General features: G+C 73.3%; 20 protein-coding genes. 9 read left to right on the top strand and 11 right to left on the bottom strand.

Features of this window, described 5'->3' with window-relative positions:
• Positions 1–158 precede the first annotated feature (158 nt).
• From P3H78_RS09370 to P3H78_RS09330, 9 genes are all read right to left on the bottom strand, one after another.
• Positions 159–710 carry a hypothetical protein gene (locus P3H78_RS09370; protein ID WP_276108397.1) on the bottom strand — a complete coding sequence of 184 codons (552 nt, stop codon included), beginning with the start codon at positions 708–710 and terminating at the stop codon, positions 159–161.
• 426 nt (positions 711–1,136) lie between these two features.
• The gene (locus tag P3H78_RS09365) at positions 1,137–1,574 is read right to left on the bottom strand and encodes a gas vesicle protein K (RefSeq protein WP_276108396.1); all 438 of its coding nucleotides are present in this window, start codon (positions 1,572–1,574) and stop codon (positions 1,137–1,139) included.
• A complete protein-coding gene (locus P3H78_RS09360) occupies positions 1,558–1,815 on the bottom strand; it encodes a gas vesicle protein (RefSeq protein WP_276108395.1) in 258 nt (85 codons plus the stop codon). The genes P3H78_RS09365 and P3H78_RS09360 overlap by 17 nt, the downstream gene beginning before the upstream one ends.
• Entirely contained in the window at positions 1,812–2,639 is an 828-nt protein-coding gene (locus P3H78_RS09355) for a GvpL/GvpF family gas vesicle protein (protein WP_276108394.1), read from the bottom strand. The genes P3H78_RS09360 and P3H78_RS09355 overlap by 4 nt, the downstream gene beginning before the upstream one ends.
• A complete protein-coding gene (locus P3H78_RS09350) occupies positions 2,632–3,066 on the bottom strand; it encodes a gas vesicle protein (protein WP_438827948.1) in 435 nt (144 codons plus the stop codon). Before P3H78_RS09350 ends, P3H78_RS09355 begins: the two co-directional genes overlap by 8 nt.
• A 4-nt stretch (positions 3,067–3,070) precedes the next feature.
• Positions 3,071–3,334, bottom strand: a complete 264-nt coding sequence (locus P3H78_RS09345) for a gas vesicle protein GvpG (protein WP_276108392.1) — start codon at positions 3,332–3,334, stop codon at positions 3,071–3,073.
• Between the two features lie 10 nt (positions 3,335–3,344).
• On the bottom strand, positions 3,345–4,058 hold the full coding sequence (locus P3H78_RS09340) for a GvpL/GvpF family gas vesicle protein (RefSeq protein ID WP_276108391.1): 714 nt from the start codon (positions 4,056–4,058) through the stop codon (positions 3,345–3,347).
• Between the two features lie 3 nt (positions 4,059–4,061).
• Positions 4,062–4,541, bottom strand: a complete 480-nt coding sequence (gene gvpJ, locus P3H78_RS09335; protein WP_276108390.1) for a gas vesicle protein GvpJ — start codon at positions 4,539–4,541, stop codon at positions 4,062–4,064.
• A 32-nt stretch (positions 4,542–4,573) separates the two neighbouring features.
• Entirely contained in the window at positions 4,574–4,873 is a 300-nt protein-coding gene (locus P3H78_RS09330; RefSeq protein ID WP_276108389.1) for a gas vesicle protein GvpO, read from the bottom strand.
• Positions 4,874–5,020: 147 nt separating this feature from the next.
• On the opposite strand from P3H78_RS09330, the gene P3H78_RS09325 reads away from it, so the two are divergent.
• On the top strand, positions 5,021–5,806 hold the full coding sequence (locus tag P3H78_RS09325) for a histone protein (protein WP_276108388.1): 786 nt from the start codon (positions 5,021–5,023) through the stop codon (positions 5,804–5,806).
• 4 nt (positions 5,807–5,810) lie between these two features.
• Entirely contained in the window at positions 5,811–6,746 is a 936-nt protein-coding gene (locus P3H78_RS09320; protein ID WP_276108387.1) for an SRPBCC family protein, read from the top strand.
• A gap of 374 nt (positions 6,747–7,120) precedes the next feature.
• Here the strand turns inward: P3H78_RS09320 and P3H78_RS09315 are convergent, their stop codons facing one another.
• Complete coding sequence (locus P3H78_RS09315) at positions 7,121–7,852, bottom strand: carbon-nitrogen hydrolase family protein (protein ID WP_276108386.1); 732 nt, start codon at positions 7,850–7,852, stop codon at positions 7,121–7,123.
• 186 nt (positions 7,853–8,038) lie between these two features.
• Between P3H78_RS09315 and P3H78_RS09310 the strand changes: the two genes are divergently transcribed.
• The 3 genes from P3H78_RS09310 (at position 8,039) to P3H78_RS09300 (ending at position 10,446) form a co-directional block, all read left to right on the top strand.
• Positions 8,039–8,992 carry an alpha/beta fold hydrolase gene (locus P3H78_RS09310; RefSeq protein ID WP_276108385.1) on the top strand — a complete coding sequence of 318 codons (954 nt, stop codon included), beginning with the start codon at positions 8,039–8,041 and terminating at the stop codon, positions 8,990–8,992.
• 125 nt (positions 8,993–9,117) lie between these two features.
• A complete protein-coding gene (locus tag P3H78_RS09305) occupies positions 9,118–10,245 on the top strand; it encodes a MerR family transcriptional regulator (RefSeq protein ID WP_276108384.1) in 1,128 nt (375 codons plus the stop codon).
• Between the two features lie 30 nt (positions 10,246–10,275).
• Positions 10,276–10,446 carry a hypothetical protein gene (locus P3H78_RS09300; RefSeq protein ID WP_313884393.1) on the top strand — a complete coding sequence of 57 codons (171 nt, stop codon included), beginning with the start codon at positions 10,276–10,278 and terminating at the stop codon, positions 10,444–10,446.
• Positions 10,447–10,473: 27 nt separating this feature from the next.
• Here the strand turns inward: P3H78_RS09300 and P3H78_RS09295 are convergent, their stop codons facing one another.
• The gene (locus tag P3H78_RS09295) at positions 10,474–11,715 is read right to left on the bottom strand and encodes an MptA/MptB family glycosyltransferase (protein WP_276108383.1); all 1,242 of its coding nucleotides are present in this window, start codon (positions 11,713–11,715) and stop codon (positions 10,474–10,476) included.
• A 624-nt stretch (positions 11,716–12,339) separates the two neighbouring features.
• On the opposite strand from P3H78_RS09295, the gene P3H78_RS09290 reads away from it, so the two are divergent.
• The 4 genes from P3H78_RS09290 to P3H78_RS09275 all read left to right on the top strand — a co-directional run bounded on the left by P3H78_RS09290 (position 12,340) and on the right by P3H78_RS09275 (position 15,531).
• The gene (locus P3H78_RS09290; RefSeq protein ID WP_276108382.1) at positions 12,340–13,698 is read left to right on the top strand and encodes an MBL fold metallo-hydrolase; all 1,359 of its coding nucleotides are present in this window, start codon (positions 12,340–12,342) and stop codon (positions 13,696–13,698) included.
• A 54-nt stretch (positions 13,699–13,752) separates the two neighbouring features.
• A complete protein-coding gene (locus tag P3H78_RS09285) occupies positions 13,753–14,118 on the top strand; it encodes a rhodanese-like domain-containing protein (protein ID WP_276108380.1) in 366 nt (121 codons plus the stop codon).
• The gene (locus P3H78_RS09280) at positions 14,115–14,858 is read left to right on the top strand and encodes a sulfite exporter TauE/SafE family protein (protein WP_276108379.1); all 744 of its coding nucleotides are present in this window, start codon (positions 14,115–14,117) and stop codon (positions 14,856–14,858) included. Before P3H78_RS09285 ends, P3H78_RS09280 begins: the two co-directional genes overlap by 4 nt.
• A gap of 97 nt (positions 14,859–14,955) precedes the next feature.
• Entirely contained in the window at positions 14,956–15,531 is a 576-nt protein-coding gene (locus P3H78_RS09275) for a rhodanese-like domain-containing protein (protein ID WP_276108378.1), read from the top strand.
• Positions 15,532–15,631 lie beyond the last annotated feature (100 nt).

The following is a 15,631-nucleotide window of genomic DNA, read 5'->3' as shown; positions in this document are numbered from 1 at the left end:
CCGTGAGGTTCCCCGCACCTCGGTCCGTCCCGGTGGCCACATCAGACGTGAACGTGCACGGCTACATGGCCATGAGGGTGCGCCTCAGCCAGGTGGGGTGGGGAACCCCGGCCCTCCACGAGCGGGCCGGGGTGGGGTGTTGTTGGGTAGGGGTCGATTTACCAGTCGTCGCCGCCGCGGTCGCCGTCACGGCCGCCACGGCCGTCCCAGCCGTCGACGACGCGGAAGCTGCCCACCACGCCGTCCTCGACCTTGACGCCCCTGGTGCAGCCCGGGTGGACACCGTTGCTGGAGCTCCAGGGACCGACGGTGGCGATCGGCGCACCGTTGTCGCAGGTGGCCCCGCGGAAGACCTCGACGGTCCGGCGCGAGTCGTTGCGGACGTTGAGGCTCCGCGAGCCGAGGCCGCTGACGACGGTGATGCAGCCGCCCGGGTGCGCCGAGTAGGAGCGCTCGTTGATGCTGATCCAGCCCTCTTCGAAGTGACGCTGCCCGTGGTTGTTGCCTTCGTTGCCCTTGCCTTCGTTGCCCTTGCCCTGGTTGTTGTTGTTGTTGTTGTTGTCGCCGCCCATGGGAGCCTGGACGGGGACCGACTGCGCGACGACGGGAGCCGCAGGCAGCGCGGGCGCGGCCACGGCGTACGTGAGGCCCGTGGCGGTCAGGGCGGCAGCGGCGGCGACGGCGGCAGTGATCGCGTGAGAACGGGTCATGGCCATGTCGTTCTTTCTCCTGTCTGAGAGCCATCGGTCTTTGGTGACCGGTGCTGAGGTAGAACATACTGATTGTCCTATTTGATGTCGTATCAGACAGGCCGGAAGGTGTGTCGCGAGGGGGCCGATCGGGTTACCCGGGTGCCCTTTTCGCCACCTCGACTCGCAGCAAGTCACCTTTTTCCAGGGGTGGTTGACAGCTCATTAGGCTTCCGGAGTGACGTCTGACGCCCGATCACCCGTGTGGCAGCAGATCACCGGGAGGCGGAGCCCGAGCCCGGTGCCGCGGGACACCCGGAGACGGGTCGCGGGACGCCCGGGAGGCGCCCGAGACGCCTGACGTGACGTCAGCGGATGTGGCGTCAGATCGGCTGCGAGGACGGCCGGAACCGCCGGGGCCGGGTGCCTCCGCGGACGCGGCGGCCGTCAGTCGGCGGGGGGCAGGAGCGTGCCCAGCGGACCGAGATCCAGGTTGAGGTCGTCCATGGTGAGTCCGTACCGGGCGCACAGGTCGTTCATGCGGTCGTGCAGCACGAGCAGCGTCGCCCCCAGCCGTTCCTCCTGTTCCTCGGTGAGGTCGCCCTGGTCGACGCGGTGCAGCGCCTGCCGCTCCATGAGCTGGCGCAGCAGCTCGACGAGGGTGAGGACGAGCCGTACGAGGTCGCGCTCCACGGTGTCGGGGTCCGTGGCGATGCGGTGGGGCGGCGCGGCGGAGCCGGGGGACGAACGCAGGTCGCGAGGGGTGGCCGGCAGCAGGTGCAGCGCACGGGTCGCGGCGTCCGCCACCTCGCCGAAGCGGTCCTGCGGACCGGCGGACCGCGGCGGCCGCCCGGAGCCGGCCGGGCGGTCACCCGGCGTCGGCATCGCCGTCTCGCGGGGTCAGGGCGCCGGCGAAGGGGGACTCGTCGCCGGAGCGGAACGAGACGACGAGGGCACGCAGGGAGATGCGGACGAGGTCGATGTCGGCGATGGACAGCACCACGTCGCCGGTGAGGACGACTCCCCCGCTGAGCAGCCGGTCCAGCAGGTCGATCAGGGCGACCTGACGGTCCGCCAGCGGCTCGCTGCCGTACGAGGGGCCGTGCGAGGGGCCGTACCCGTTCATGTGGCGTGCTCCTCGGCGGGTGACGCGGCGCCGGTGGGGGGCGTGACGAAGGAGTAGGGCGCCCAGGGCCCCGTCACCTCCACCCGTACGCCCGGCAGCCCCTCCGCGGCGCGGCTCGCCTCGTCGTGGAAGGCGGCGGCCCGGTCGCGGTGCACGAGGTAGGCGTCGTTGACGACGTTCTCGCCGGGCGCGTCGGCGAGTTGGCCCTGCTGGACGCGGTGGCGGGCCCGCTCGGCGGCGTGCCGGCGCCCGGCCGCCTCCACCCGGGCGGCAGCTTCCTCCGCAGCCCGGTACACGGACTCCCGCACACTGCGCTCCGTCCTGCGGGTGCGCAGATAGGCGCGTCCGGGCGAGAGGTCCCCCGCGGGCGCGGGCCCGGCGGGCGCGGGGCGGCGCTCGACGTAGATCTTCACGCCCCACTCGGCGTGCCCCGCGAGGTGTTCCATGCGCTCCGCGAAGGAGTCCCAGGAGGCGTCGAGCACGGCGCGGGCGCGGTCGTCGTCGAGGTACACGGTCGCGAGCCGCAGCGGGAGGACGTCGGCGCGCGCGGCGAGCGCCTCGATCACGCCGTGGTGGGCGCGGGCGACCGACTCGAGCCAGTCCAGGTCCTCGAAGTGGCGCCTGAGGGCGTCCTCCCGGAAGTCGTCCTCGGGGACGGAGCTCACCGCGAGGACGAGGGCCGTGCCGCGCGTGCCCGGCACGGTCCGCACCTCCCCGCCGCCGACGCCGGCGAGGTGCGCCGCGGCGTCCGCGGCGTCCGCGGCGTCCGCGGCACCTCCGGCGGCGCGGACCACGGCGTACACGTAGGTTACCTGCTCATTCATCGCGTTCCTGTGCCTCACGGCGGCGGGAGCGGGGCGCCCGGTCGGTGCCGGGAAGCGCCTCGCGGGCCCGGGCCGCGCGGGATCCGGACTCGGCCTCGACCGGCTGCTCCTCGTGCCGCAGGGCGTCGATCTCGGCCCTCAGGCGCCGGTTCTCCTCGGCGAGCGTGTCCTTCCTGCTGCGGGAGGACAGTGCGGGGTCGTGCTCCCACCAGTCGATGCCCATCTCCTTCGCCTTGTCGACGGAGGCGACGAGCAGGCGGAGCTTGATGGTCAGCAGCTCGATGTCGAGCAGATTGATCTGGATGTCGCCCGCGATGACGATTCCCTTGTCGAGGACGCGCTCGAGGATGTCCGCGAGGTTGGCGGAGGAGCCCTGCTGATACGGGGGCGCCGCCCGGGACGGGTAGGAGCTCAGCCGGTTGGCCATGGGGTCAGTCACGGGGGCGGATCCTCCCTTCCTGCCGGAACTCCCTGATCTCGTCCAGGCGGTCGAGCAGTTCGTCCTCCCGCCGGTCGAACGTCTCCTCGTCGATGTTCCCGGCCAGGAGTTCCGCCTCCAGCTCGGCAAGTTCCTTGTGCACGGGGGCGGGGTCGTAGTACGCGTCCTCCGCCGCCTCCAGGGCGCGGTCCATGACCCAGGTGACCCCGCGGACCGGGGCGAACGGGAGGAGCAGGATCTCGGTGAAGAGTCCCATGGGGCATCCCTCAGACGAAGCTGTACGGGGGCAGGGGGCCGCTGAGCCGGAACTTGAACTCCTCGCCCATCCGGCGGGCGAGGTCCAACTCGGTGGTGAGGAAGGCTTCCTCGTGCTCCGCGTCCACCAGGAACGACACGCTCAGGAAGTCGTCGCCGGTCGGCCGGGAGGTCTCCTGTTCCCGGGCGTGGGGCCGCAGGGCCTCGACGATGCCGTCGGCGAGGGCCTGCTGGCGTTGCTGTACTTCGTGCGTCACCAGCTCACCGAGCTGGAGCGGCAGTTCGGGTCCGGCGGCGCCGCCGCGGATGCGGTCGTTCAGCGCCCGGGCGACGGGGGACTCCTCGAGGATCCGGCGCAGCAGGAAGTCCTCCTCCTGCAGCGTCTTCAGGTGGTACTCGACGCAGCCGTCCAGCGCCCGCAGCCGCTCCTCGTAGGCGGCGCCCCGCTCCCGGAGCACCTCCCGGACGGCGTCGTCGTCGGGCGCCGTGTAGCCGAAGCGCAGGGGGAGCACGGTGCCGTCCTCCATCAGCCGGCTCTGCACCCGCTGGTGCGCGATGAGGTCGCGCCGTTTGGGGCGCAACTCGTCCGGAGCGTCGCTGATCACCGCGCCGAGTGGTCCGACGGTCACGGTGCGCAAGGAGGCCGGGGGGTCTCCCACGCCGGTGATCCCGTCGAGCCGGAGCGGGTGCGACGCACCGGTGATCGCATAGACATACACCGCCATGGCTCACTCCTCGTCGCGCTCCCTGCGGCGTGCGGGGCGCCGCGTCGGGGCCCGGCGCCGCCGGTCCGCCGGTTCCCGCCGTCTGCTGCGCGTCTCCTCGCGGTCGTCCTCCTCGTCCTCGTCGTCACTCCCTCCGCCGAACTTCTCGGCCACGGCCTCCACGGCGCCGCCGAGGGCTCCCTTGGTCTTGCCGCGGGCGCCGCTCTCCATCGTGTCCCCGACGATGTCGGTCAGCTGCGCCGGCTTGCGGCTTCCGGCTTCGAGATCGAGGCGGTTGCATGCCTCGGCGAAGCGGAGGTAGGTGTCGACGCTGGCCACGACGATACGTATGTCGATCTTCAGGATCTCGATCCCGACGAGCGAGACGCGGATGAAGACGTCGATGACGAGTCCGCGGTCGAGGATCAGCTCCAGCACGTCGTAGAGGCTGCTCGAACCTCCGCCGCGGGAGACGCTGCCCCCGCCCTGCGGCACCACGGTCATGGTGCCTCCCTTCCGCTGGCCCCGCCGGTATCTCAGGACCGCCGGTCGATCTGTCCACGGGTGTAGCGCCGCGTCCGCTCGTAGGACACCAGGTCGCCCCGCTCGTCCAGAGCCACGCGGTAGCTCGCCATGACGCTGGTGGTCTCCGGTATGCGCTCCAGTTCGAGCACCTCCACATCCGCCTGCCAGCCGCCCTCGTCGGTCGGCCTGAGCGCGGAGACCGACTCGGGTGCGCGCCCGAGCAGCTCGGCCAGTTGCTCGGCCGCGGAGCGCATGGCGTCCGCCGCCCTGCCTCTGGACTGCCGTGGTCTGCCGGACTCTGCTGCTGCCATCGGTGCTCTCCGAGTGGACGGACCGGACGCCACATCCCGTGCGCGAAACTATAATTACACCATACAGGGACATATTACCTACCGGTTTCAACGATCTCCTCGGGCCGGCCCTCCCTCCCCCATCCCCCTTTGCGAAGGGATCAGTTCATGAATGACACGACCAAGATCGCCCTCGCGGCCGCGGTCGCCGGCGGGTATGTGCTCGGCCGGGCGAAGAAGGGTCGGCTCGCGTTCGCCATGGCCACCTACCTCGCCGGCCGGCGGTTCGGGCTCGACCCGCAGCAGCTCGCGACGGAGGGGCTGCGCAGGCTGAAGGACGTGCCGCAGATCGCCGACCTGAACGAGCAGATACGGGGCGAACTGCTCGGAGCCGGCCGGCGCGCCCTGGCCGCCGAGGCCGACCGCCGCCTGACCGGCCTGGCCGGCTCCCTCCACGACCGCACACGCCGCATGAGCGGCCGGCACGAGGAGGAGTACGGCGAGGAGGAGTACGGCGAGGAGCCGGAGGAGGAGTACGAGGAGGAGCCGTACGAAGAGGAGGACGAGTACGAGGAGGAGGGCGAGGAGGGCGAGGAGCCGGAGGAACCCGAGGAGGCGGAGGAGGAACCGGAGCCGGAGGAGGCCGAGGAGAGGCCGTCGCGGCGGCGCCGGGCCCCGGCCGGGAAGACGGCCGGTCGCGCGCCCCGGAAGGCGGCGTCCGAGAAGCGGCCCGCGGGCCGGAGCACCGCGAAGAAGGCCCCGGCGAAGAAGGCGCCGGCCAAGAAGGCCGCAGCCAAGACGTCCGCCCGGACGGCCGCCAAGAAGACGGCCGCTCGCAAGGCCGCCTCCCAGAAGACCGCCCCGGCGAAGAAGACCGCCGCCAAGAAGGCCGCCGCCGGGAAGAAGGCGGCGAAGAAGGCTCCGGCCAAGAAGACCGCGGCACGGCGGAGGTAGCGTCATGCCCAGAACAGAGCAAGGCTCCGGCGGCAGGACCTCCTCCGGGCTCGACGCGTTGCGCGACGAGGTCACCGACTTCCTCGGCAACCAGGTGGGAAACCTCGCGGACCGGGCGGGCGACAAGATCACCGACCTCACCGACCGGCTCCTCGACAGCGCCGACGGAGTCGGCCCCCTCTTCCCCGGCGGGCTGGTCAAGGCGTTCGTCGGCGGCAAGGCCAAGAAGGTCAAGGACAACGTGCTGGGAAAGGCCAAGGGCCTCCTCGGCGGCGGCGGTCGCGGCTCCGGCGGCGGCACCAAGTCGATGAACATCATCGAGGTGCTCGACGTCGGCGTACCGCTGCGCACGGCGTACAACCACTGGACGGAGTACGAGCGGTTCAGTTCCTTCACCAAGGGTGTGCGCAGCGTGTCGCAGAGCGACGAGACCTCGAGCGACTGGAAGGTGAAGGTCGGACCGTCGACCCGCGGCTGGAAGGCCACCGTGCAGGAGCAGGTCCCGGACGAGTACATCCAGTGGACCTCGGAGGGCGCGAAGGGCAGCACCCGCGGCCGCGTCAGCTTCCACGAGGTGACCCCGACGCTCACCCGCATCGTCCTGGTCGTCGAGTACTACCCCTCCGGTTTCTTCGAGAAGACCGGCAACCTCTGGCGCGCCCAGGGCCGCCGACTGCGGCTGGACTTCAAGCACTTCGTACGCCATGTCAGCTTCACCGACGAGGAGCCCGAGGGCTGGCGGGGCGAGATCCACGACGGGGAGGTCGTCCGCACCCACGAAGAGGCCCTCGAGGAAGAGGAGTCGGAGGAGGGCGAGGAGGGCGAGGAGTACGAGTACGACGAAGAGGACGAGGAGGACGAGGAAGAGCCGGAGGAGGACGAGTACGACGAGGACGAGGACGCGTACGACGAGGAGGACGAGGGGGACGAGGAGGAGTAGCCGTACGGGTGCGGGAGCGCCGACCGGGTTCGACGGGCACGGGCACGTACGTTCACACGGAAGCCGGTTGCTCCCCGGACGACGGCTCTGCGGGTCGGGCGCGCTGCGGCGGGCCCTGCGTACGCGAACTCCCCCACGCGGACGGGGCGGGGTCAGGCCACGGCCCGGGCGAGGGAGACCCGGGCGCTGCGCACGGTGGCCGCGAGCGCGGTCATCAACCTCACCCCCGTTCCTTCGACTGCCGGTTGAACACGAACCCGCGCCACTCTACCGGTGCTCCCCGAAGCGTCGCTCCGGAACAGGGCGGCCCGGACTCCGGACGGTCGAGGTCCGGACAGTCGAGGTCCGGACGGCCGAGGTCCGGACGGTCGAGGTCAGTCGGTGAGAACGGCCCGGGCGATCGCGTCGGGCTCGCCGCCGGCCTCCGCGACCGCCTTCCCGGCGGCGGACCAGATTCCGGAGCGGCCGGACGTGCGGTCGAAGCCGCCACCGGTGGGTCCCGCGAAGGCCGCCGTGGCGGCCCACACGCCGTGGTCGGCGGCGACCCGGCGGGCGCGCTCCCCGTGGACCCCGGCCTCGTGGTCGGCGTGGACGACCCCGGCGACGTAGGCGTCGATGCCCAGTGCGGCCGTCCTCGCCGCGTGCTCGGGGATGCCGGTGTCGCGGCAGACGGCGAGCCCCAGCCGCCACCCGTCCACCTCGATCACGGTGGGCTCACCGGGCACGAAGTGCGCGGCCTCCGTGTGGTGCAGGTGCACCTTCCCGTAGGCGACGCGCGCGCCCTCCCCGTCCACGGCCAGGATGCCGATGTGCGGGCCCGGTACCGGCGCGCCGACCAGCGCGAGGGTCCCGGTCCCGGCGCAGGCGGCGACGACGGGGGCCAGCCGCTCGTCGTCCGGGGAGACGGGTACCGCGTCCAAGTGGTACCCCGTCAGCGACATCTCGGGGAAGACCACGACCCGTGCCCGTGCGGCCCGCACCGCCTCCGCGTGGGCCTTCGCGTTGGCCGTGACGTCGTGCGCCGCGCACCGCGGTTGTGCCACCGCGAGGCTCAACGTCCGCCGCACCCCGAACTCCCCTCGCCCCTCGCCGACCTGCGCGATCACCCTACACAGAGTCGGTGCGGGCCACGGCGTCGTCCCTCGGGGCGCAGGGCCGTGCGCGGGCGGAGGGCGCCACGGAGGCGGGCCCGGCTCGTCGCCCCCGCACCCGGCTCGTCGCTCCCGCGGCCGGGAAGCCCGTCCGGCCGTGTGGAGGCGCCGGCGAAGATCACGGAGCGTACCCTCCTGCACATGGTTGAGCATCGATCGGTCGACGTGAACGGGGTGCGTCTGCACATCGCCGAGCAGGGCGAAGGCCCCCTGGTGGTCCTCCTGCACGGCTTCCCCGAGTCGTGGCACTCCTGGCGCCACCAGTTCGGTCCCCTGTCCGAGGCGGGCTTCCGGGTGGTCGCCCCGGACCAGCGGGGCTACGGGCGCAGCGATCATCCCGACGACGTCGGCGCGTACAGCATCTTCCACCTGGTCGGCGACGTCGTCGGCCTGATCCGGGCGCTGGGCGAGGAGCAGGCGTACGTCGTCGGGCACGACTGGGGTGCACCGGTCGCCTGGCACACCGCCCTGCTGCGGCCGGACCTGGTGCGCGGGGTGGCCGGCCTGAGCGTGCCGCCGCCCTTCCGGGGAGACGTACCGCCGCTGGCCGCGATGGACGAGAGGTTCGGCGGCCGCTTCTACTGGAACTACTTCGCCCGCCCCGGTGTCGCCGATGCCGAGTTCGCCGCGGACACGCGGACCACGCTGCGGAAGTTCTTCCACTCGGCCTCCGGTGACGCCCCCGGCACGGTCCAGCAGCCGCTGGTCGACCCCGAGCGGGGCTGGCTCGCGTCCATGCCGGACCCGGAGTCGCTGCCGGAGTGGTTCACCGAGGACGACCTCGACGTGCTGGCGGAGAGCTTCTCGAAGGGCTTCACCGGGGCCCTCAACTGGTACCGCAACCTCGACCGCAACTGGGAACTGACCGCACCGTGGCAGGGCGCCGTGGTCACCCGGCCCGCCCTCTACGTCTACGGCGACCGCGACCCCGTGGCCGCCTTCCCCGGCACCCCCGAACTGATCGAGCGCCTGCCCGGCCTGATGCCCGGCCTGCGGCGCAGGCCCCTGGAGCTGGCGGGCTGCGGCCACTGGACCCAGCAGGAGCGCCCGGCGGAGGTGAACGAGGCGCTCATCGACTTCCTCACCGGCTGCTGAGAGGCGCGCGACGCGGGCGGGCGAGTGCGCCACCGGCCGTGGCCGGCGGGCGGTACCCGGGAACGTCTCCTGCGGCAGGTTCGGGCCACGGCCGCGCGCTTGACCCTCACGTGGCGTCATGCCGCATGGTCGGTGGCGTGGAGGAACACCTGACCGTGGGGCGCGTGGCCGAGCTGGCCGGCGTGAGCGTCCGCACACTGCATCACTACGACGAGATCGGCCTCGTGCGGCCGTCCGCGCGGACCGCGGCCGGCTACCGGGCCTATGCGGCGGGCGACGTGGAGCGACTGCGGGAGGTACTCGCCTACCGGCGGCTGGGCTTCGGGCTGCGCGAGATCGCGGATCTGGTCGACGACCCGGCCACCGACGCGGTCGCGCACCTGCACCGGCTGCGCGGCCTGCTGCTGCAACAGCGCGACCGCGCTGCCGCCATGGTGACGGCCATCGACACGGAACTGACGGCACGGGAAAAGGGGATCAGGATGACGTCGGAGGACCAACTGAAAGTGTTCGGAGCTCAGTTGTACGAAGTCATCGGGTCCGCCTACCCGGCGACACGGCGCACCGAGCCGCGGATCGCCGCGAGGGTCTGGGAGGCGCTCGGGGACGCACGGACGGTACTGAATGTCGGGGCCGGCACCGGCTCCTACGAGCCCCCCGACCGCGACGTGACCGCGGTGGAACCGTCGGCGGTCATGCGGGCACTGCGTCCCGCGGGCGCGGCGCCGTGCGTGGCCGCCCGTGCGGAGAGCCTCCCGTTCGAGGACCAGTCCTTCGACGCCGCGATGGCCTTCAGCACCGTTCATCACTGGCACGACCCGATCGCCGGGCTGCGCGAGATGCGGCGCGTCGCCCGCCACGTGGTGGTGTTCACGCACGACGCCAGTGACACCGGCTGGCGTCACCGGTTCTGGCTGACCCGCGACTACCTGCCCGAGGTCGCCGGCCTCGTCGTCGGCCGGCCCTCGGTGGACCGGCTGGCCCGTACGATCGGGGCCCGTATGGAGCCGGTGCTCATCCCGTGGGACTGCGCCGACGGCTTCTTCGAGGCCTACTGGCGCCGGCCCGAGGGGTATCTGGAGGAACATGTGCGCCGCGCGGTGTCGGTGTGGGCCAGAGTCGGGCCCGAGGCCGAGCAGCGGGCGGTGGACGGGCTCCGCGACGACCTCTCCTCGGGCCGGTGGGCGGAGCGCAACCGCGACCTCGTCGATCTCGACGCGGCAGAGCTCGGCCTCCGCCTGCTCGTGGCCTGAACCGTCCTCCGCGAGGACGGCTCCCCCGGGATGTCCCCTCATCCCCGGCGGGCGCGCGACGACGGCTGCGGCACCTCGCCGGTGATGCTCCTCGGCGTGTTCCTCTCGACCCAGGCGGTCGACGCGCCGCAGAAGGTCGACCGGCTGCTCGACCTGATGGTCGACGCGCTGCGTCCGCCGCGGGAGGAATCCCCCCGCTGACGCCGGGCGGGCCGGTCCGCCGGCCTGTCAGGCCCAGCCGTGGCCGCCGCCGTTGTGGACCAGGGCCAGGACACCGGTGGCCGCGACCAGGTACTGGGTGAGGCGGTGATGGCGGAACAGGGCCGCGGGCGCGCAGGCGAGGGCCGCGTACCAGGGCATCGACCACGGTGCCGCGAGGATCCAGGCGAAGGCGAGCACGAACGGAGTGGCCACGACGGCGGGGACGTCCGGCGGCAGCCGCCGGTGGAAGAGCCAGGCCAGTGCGAGCATCAGGGCGGGCCACAGGACGGCGATGGCCGCCGAGGACGCCCGGGAGCCGAGGAGCGCCGTCGCGACGTGGTCGAACCCCGCCCACAGCGAGGGACTCGACACCATGTGCGAGGCCGCGGAGAGCGGGCCGAGGGCGTGCAGGCCGCAGGTGCCGTAGAGGACGGCCAGGGTCAGCGCGGCCGCGGCCGTCACGCACGCGGCACGCGCCCAGGCCCTGCGGCGGAGCAGCGGCCACACCAGTCCGGCGCCGAGCAGAGCGGCGCTGACCTTCGCACCGCAGGCCAGTCCGATCAGGACGCCGACGGCCAGGTCGTGGTGCCGTCCGCGGGCCCGGCGTGCCAGGTGCACGGCGCACACGGCCAGCCCGGCGACGAGGGTGTCCAGGTGCCCGCCCGCGACCAGCACGCCGATCAGCAGCGGATTGGCGCTCCACATGAGAGCCGCCCGGACCGGGTCGTCGGCGACCCGGATCAGTATGTGGCCGACGCCCAGGAACACGGCCGCGTTCGCCAGCATCAGCACCCATATCGTCAACCACGGCCGGTCGCCCCCGACGTACGCGGCGGCGGTCTGCCACCACATGGCGACCGGTCCGTACACCGACGGCGTGTCCCGCCATGCGTCGCTGACCAGGTGGGCGTACGCGTCGCCGAGCTGGACCGGCGTCGTCAGGTAGGGGTCTCCACCGAGAGCGGCGATCCGGCCGTAGGCGGCGTAGCTGGCCGTGTCGGAGGAGCCGACCGGTGTCAGCTGGGCGACCAGCAGCGCGGCGCATGCCCCGTAGCGGAACAGGGTGCGCGGATCGGGACTCCACCCCCGCCCCTGGGCGTCGAGGAGGCGGAGCGTGCCGACGCACGACAGCAGCACGGCGAGGCACGTGACCACTTCGGAGACGACACCGGGCAGGGCGGGCAGCCCGAGCCAGGTGGTCGGTGCCCTGAGCGTGTTGTAGTTGGGCGCGGTCGCCCCGACCAGCACGAACAGGGCGAGGCCGGCCACGGCGGCGGATAGGGCCGCGCGCGGCCGGGGCGGTCCGTCGGGCGTTCCGGCCGTCCCGCGTGATGCGGTCGTCCCGCGGGCCGTGGGTGTCCGGGCCGCGCCCGGCGCCGCTCCGGACCGGCGGTCCGGCCGCAGGGTCCCCTCGCTGCTCTCGATCGTCAAGGTCGGCCTCTGCGTCGTCCTACGGTCATGGCGGTCGGGCGCGGACCGGGACGGGACGAGCCCTCTGTGCGGCAGTACGCACGCCGGGAAGCCCCCGCGCACGACCCCGCCGGTCCGGTCCGCGGCGGACCCTACTGCCTCGGTGATCCTCCCGGCGAACCGGTGCCCCTCTCCCCGGTACCCCGTCCGCCGCCCGGCACCGCGGCTGCCGCCGGGAGGCCGTCGCCGTACGCGTCGAACCAGCGGTCCGGCCGCGAGGACGTCCCGGGCCGGCTCCCCGCACGACCCGCACGACCCGCACGACCCGCACGACCCGCACGACACTACATCGGACACCGAAGCTTTCGATCGCGCGGACGGGCCGTGTGGCCTCACACCCGCACGGAAATACCCCCGGGGGTACTCATGTTATGGTGACGACAGATACCCCCCGGGGTACTTTTCACGGAAGGGAGCAGCGTCGTGTTCTTCATCGACACCATCGAGCTCGAGGGCCTCGGCAACCGCCACTACCTGGCCGGCGGCCGGCGGGCGGCCGTGGCCGTCGACCCGCCCCGCGACGTCGACCAGGTCCTGGCGGCGGCCGCCCGGCGCGGGGTGCGGATCTCCCATGTCGTGGAGACACACGTCCACAACGACTACGTGACCGGTGGTCCGGAGCTGGCCCGGGTGACGGGTGCCGCCTACCTGGTGCCCGCCCAAGCACGGGTGTCCTTCGCGCGGGTGCCGGTGTCCGACGGCGACACCGTGACCGTCGACGCCGGCCTGGAGCTGCGTGCGGTCGCCACCCCCGGCCACACCCCCCACCACACCTCCTACGTGCTCACCGAGAACGGCGTGCCGGTGGCCGCCTTCACCGGCGGGTCGCTGCTGATCGGCACCGTGGGGCGCCCCGACCTGGTCGAGCCCCGCCTGACCGAGACCCTGGCCCGCGCCCAGCACGCCTCCGCGCACCGGCTCGCGACGGAACTGCCCGACGAGACGCCCGTGCTGCCCACGCACGGCTTCGGCAGCTTCTGCTCCTCCGCGCAGGCCGAGGGCGACGCCACCACCATCGGCAAGGAGAAGGCCCTCAACGCGGCGCTGACCACCGACGTGGACACCTTCGTGATGCGGTTGCTCGCCGGCCTGGAGGACGTCCCGGCCTACTACGCGCACATGGGCCCGGCCAACGCCGCCGGTCCGGCCCCGGTGGACCTCACCCCGCCGGCCGTCGCGGACGCCGAGGACATAGCGGCCCGGCTGAGGGCCGGCGAGTGGGTCGTGGACCTGCGCAACCGCGTCGCCTTCGCCGAGGGCCACGTCGCCGGATCCCTCAACTTCGAGGCCGACGGCAAGATCGCCACCTACCTGGCCTGGATGATCCCGTGGGGCAAGCCCGTCACCCTCCTCGCCGAGTCCCCCGAGCAGCTCGCGGCCGCCCAGCGCGAACTCGTCCGGGTCGGCATCGACCGGCCCGCCGCGGCCGCGACCGGCACACCGCAGGAATGGACACCGGCGGGCGACACCCCGGCCTCCTTCCCCCGCTCGACGTTCGCCGGTCTGGCCGGGCGCGGCACCCACGGCATCGTCGTCCTGGACGTCCGCCGCGACTCCGAGCGGGCCTCGGGCCGCATCGAGGGCTCCGTGCACATCCCGATCCACCAACTGCACCAGCGGCTCAACGAGGTGCCTCCCGGCACCGTCTGGGTGCACTGCGCCGGCGGCATGCGGGCCGGCATCGCGGCCTCCCTGCTGGACGCGGCGGGACGCGACGTCGTGGCCGTCGACGACGGGTTCGACTCCGCCGCCGTCGCCGGACTGGCCGTGGTCACCGACTGACCGTCCGCCCTCCCCCGTCCGACCCCTTTCTCCGACTTCCCGAGAGGCTGTGTGATGTTCCTCTTCCGACCCGGCAAGGACCGCGTCACGGTGGACGAAGCCGTCCGGCGGACGCAGGGCGCCGACGCCCCGGCCGTACTGCTGAACGCGCGCGAACAGGGCGAATGGGCCGCCGGGCACGCGCCCGGCGCCGGACACGCGCCCCTGTCCCGCCTGCAGGGGGGTGCGCCGCTGCCGGACGCGGCGCAGGACCGGCCGGCGGTGGTGATCTGCCGCAGCGGGCACCGCTCACGGCGGGCCGCCGAGCTGCCGACCGGGCGCGGTGTCGACGCCGTCGGCGTCAAGGGCGGCATGCAGGCCTGGGCCGCCGCCGGGCACTCCGTCGTCGACGCACGAGGGAACAACGGCTCGATAGCATGACCGCACTGATCCTCGCGCTCGTCGCCGGCGCCGTCATCGGCCTGGCCCTGGGCGGCCTCGGCGGGGGCGGCAGCGTCCTGGCCGTGCCCGCCCTCATCTACCTCCTCGGCTTCACCCCGGCGGAAGCGACGACGGCCAGCCTGGTCATCGTGACGCTGACCTCGGTCACGGCCCTGGTCGGGCACGCCCGGGACGGCAACGTCGCCTGGCGCACCGGACTGCTGTTCGCCGCGGCGGGCATCGTGCCGGCGATGCTCGCCGGCGCCGCCGCCGGGCACCTGCCCCAGACCGTGCTGACGGTCGCCTTCGCCGTCGTAGCCGCGCTGGCCGCCCTGCGCATGCTCCGGCCCGCCGGCACCGAGACCTCCGGCCGGGTGAGCCCGGGCAAGGCCGGTGCCGCGGGCGCCGGGCTCGGCGCCGTGACCGGCTTCCTGGGCGTGGGCGGCGGCTTCCTCGCCGTACCCGCGCTGGTGAGCGTCCTGAGCCTGCCCATGCGCCGGGCGGTCGGCACCAGCCTGCTGGTCATCACGGTCAACTCGCTCGCCGCGCTGGCCGCCCGGGCCGGCGCCGGCACACACCTGGACTGGGCGGTCGTGGCACCCTTCACCGCGGCCGCCGTCCTGGGCGCCTGGGACGGCAAACGCCTGTCGAAGAAGATCAAGGGCAAGGCGCTGCAGCGCCTCTTCGCCTACGTGCTGCTCGCGGTCGCCGCGTTCATGCTCACCGACGTACTCACCTGACCACACCGCGCACCCCGGCCCCGGGGCCGCGCCCGACCCGAGTCCTCCACGGCCCCACTCTCTCCGGGGCGCCCAAGACCCAAGGACGGCACCTGCCATGACCACCCCCGCGACCCTCGACCCCGGCCAGGCCCGCACCCGGCTGCACGAGCTGACCGTGATCGACGTGCGCACCCCCGGCGAGTACGCCGGCGGCCACATCCCCGGCGCCCTCAACATCCCGCTGGACCAGCTGGACCGGGCCCTGCCCGACATCCGCACCGCCGCGGAGCGCGGCGAGGTCCTCGTCGTCTGCGCCTCCGGAGCCCGCTCCGGGAACGCCTGCCGCACGCTCACCGAGAACGGCATCCGCGCCGCAACCCTCGCCGGAGGCACCGGCGCCTGGGCCGCCCAGGGCCACGGCCTGGACCGCCCCGAGGGAGCGGGCAGGGCCGGCTGGGGCATGGAGCGCCAGGTGCGCCTGACCGCCGGCTCCGTCGTCCTGCTCGGCCTGGCCCTGGGCGAGTTCGTCCACCCGGCCTTCCGGCTGCTGTCCGCGGGCATCGCCGGCGGCCTCGTCCTCTCCGCCGTGACCAACACCTGCGGCATGGCCGCCCTGCTCGCCCGGCTGCCCCACAACCGCCCCCGCCGGGCCGACCTCGACGCCACGCTGACACGCCTGCGCGGCAACTGACCCGAGGGGCCGCGACCGTTCGGCGCGACCGCCCCGGACTCCCCCGGCCGCCCCCGCGCTACCCCCGCGGGATCGCGCCCGACGTCCCCGGTGACACTCG

Source organism: Streptomyces tropicalis (genome assembly GCF_029269835.1).
Classification (GTDB): domain Bacteria; phylum Actinomycetota; class Actinomycetes; order Streptomycetales; family Streptomycetaceae; genus Streptomyces; species Streptomyces tropicalis.
Note: the sequence above shows the minus strand (reverse complement) of the source record. Positions and strands in the feature narration are given on the sequence as shown.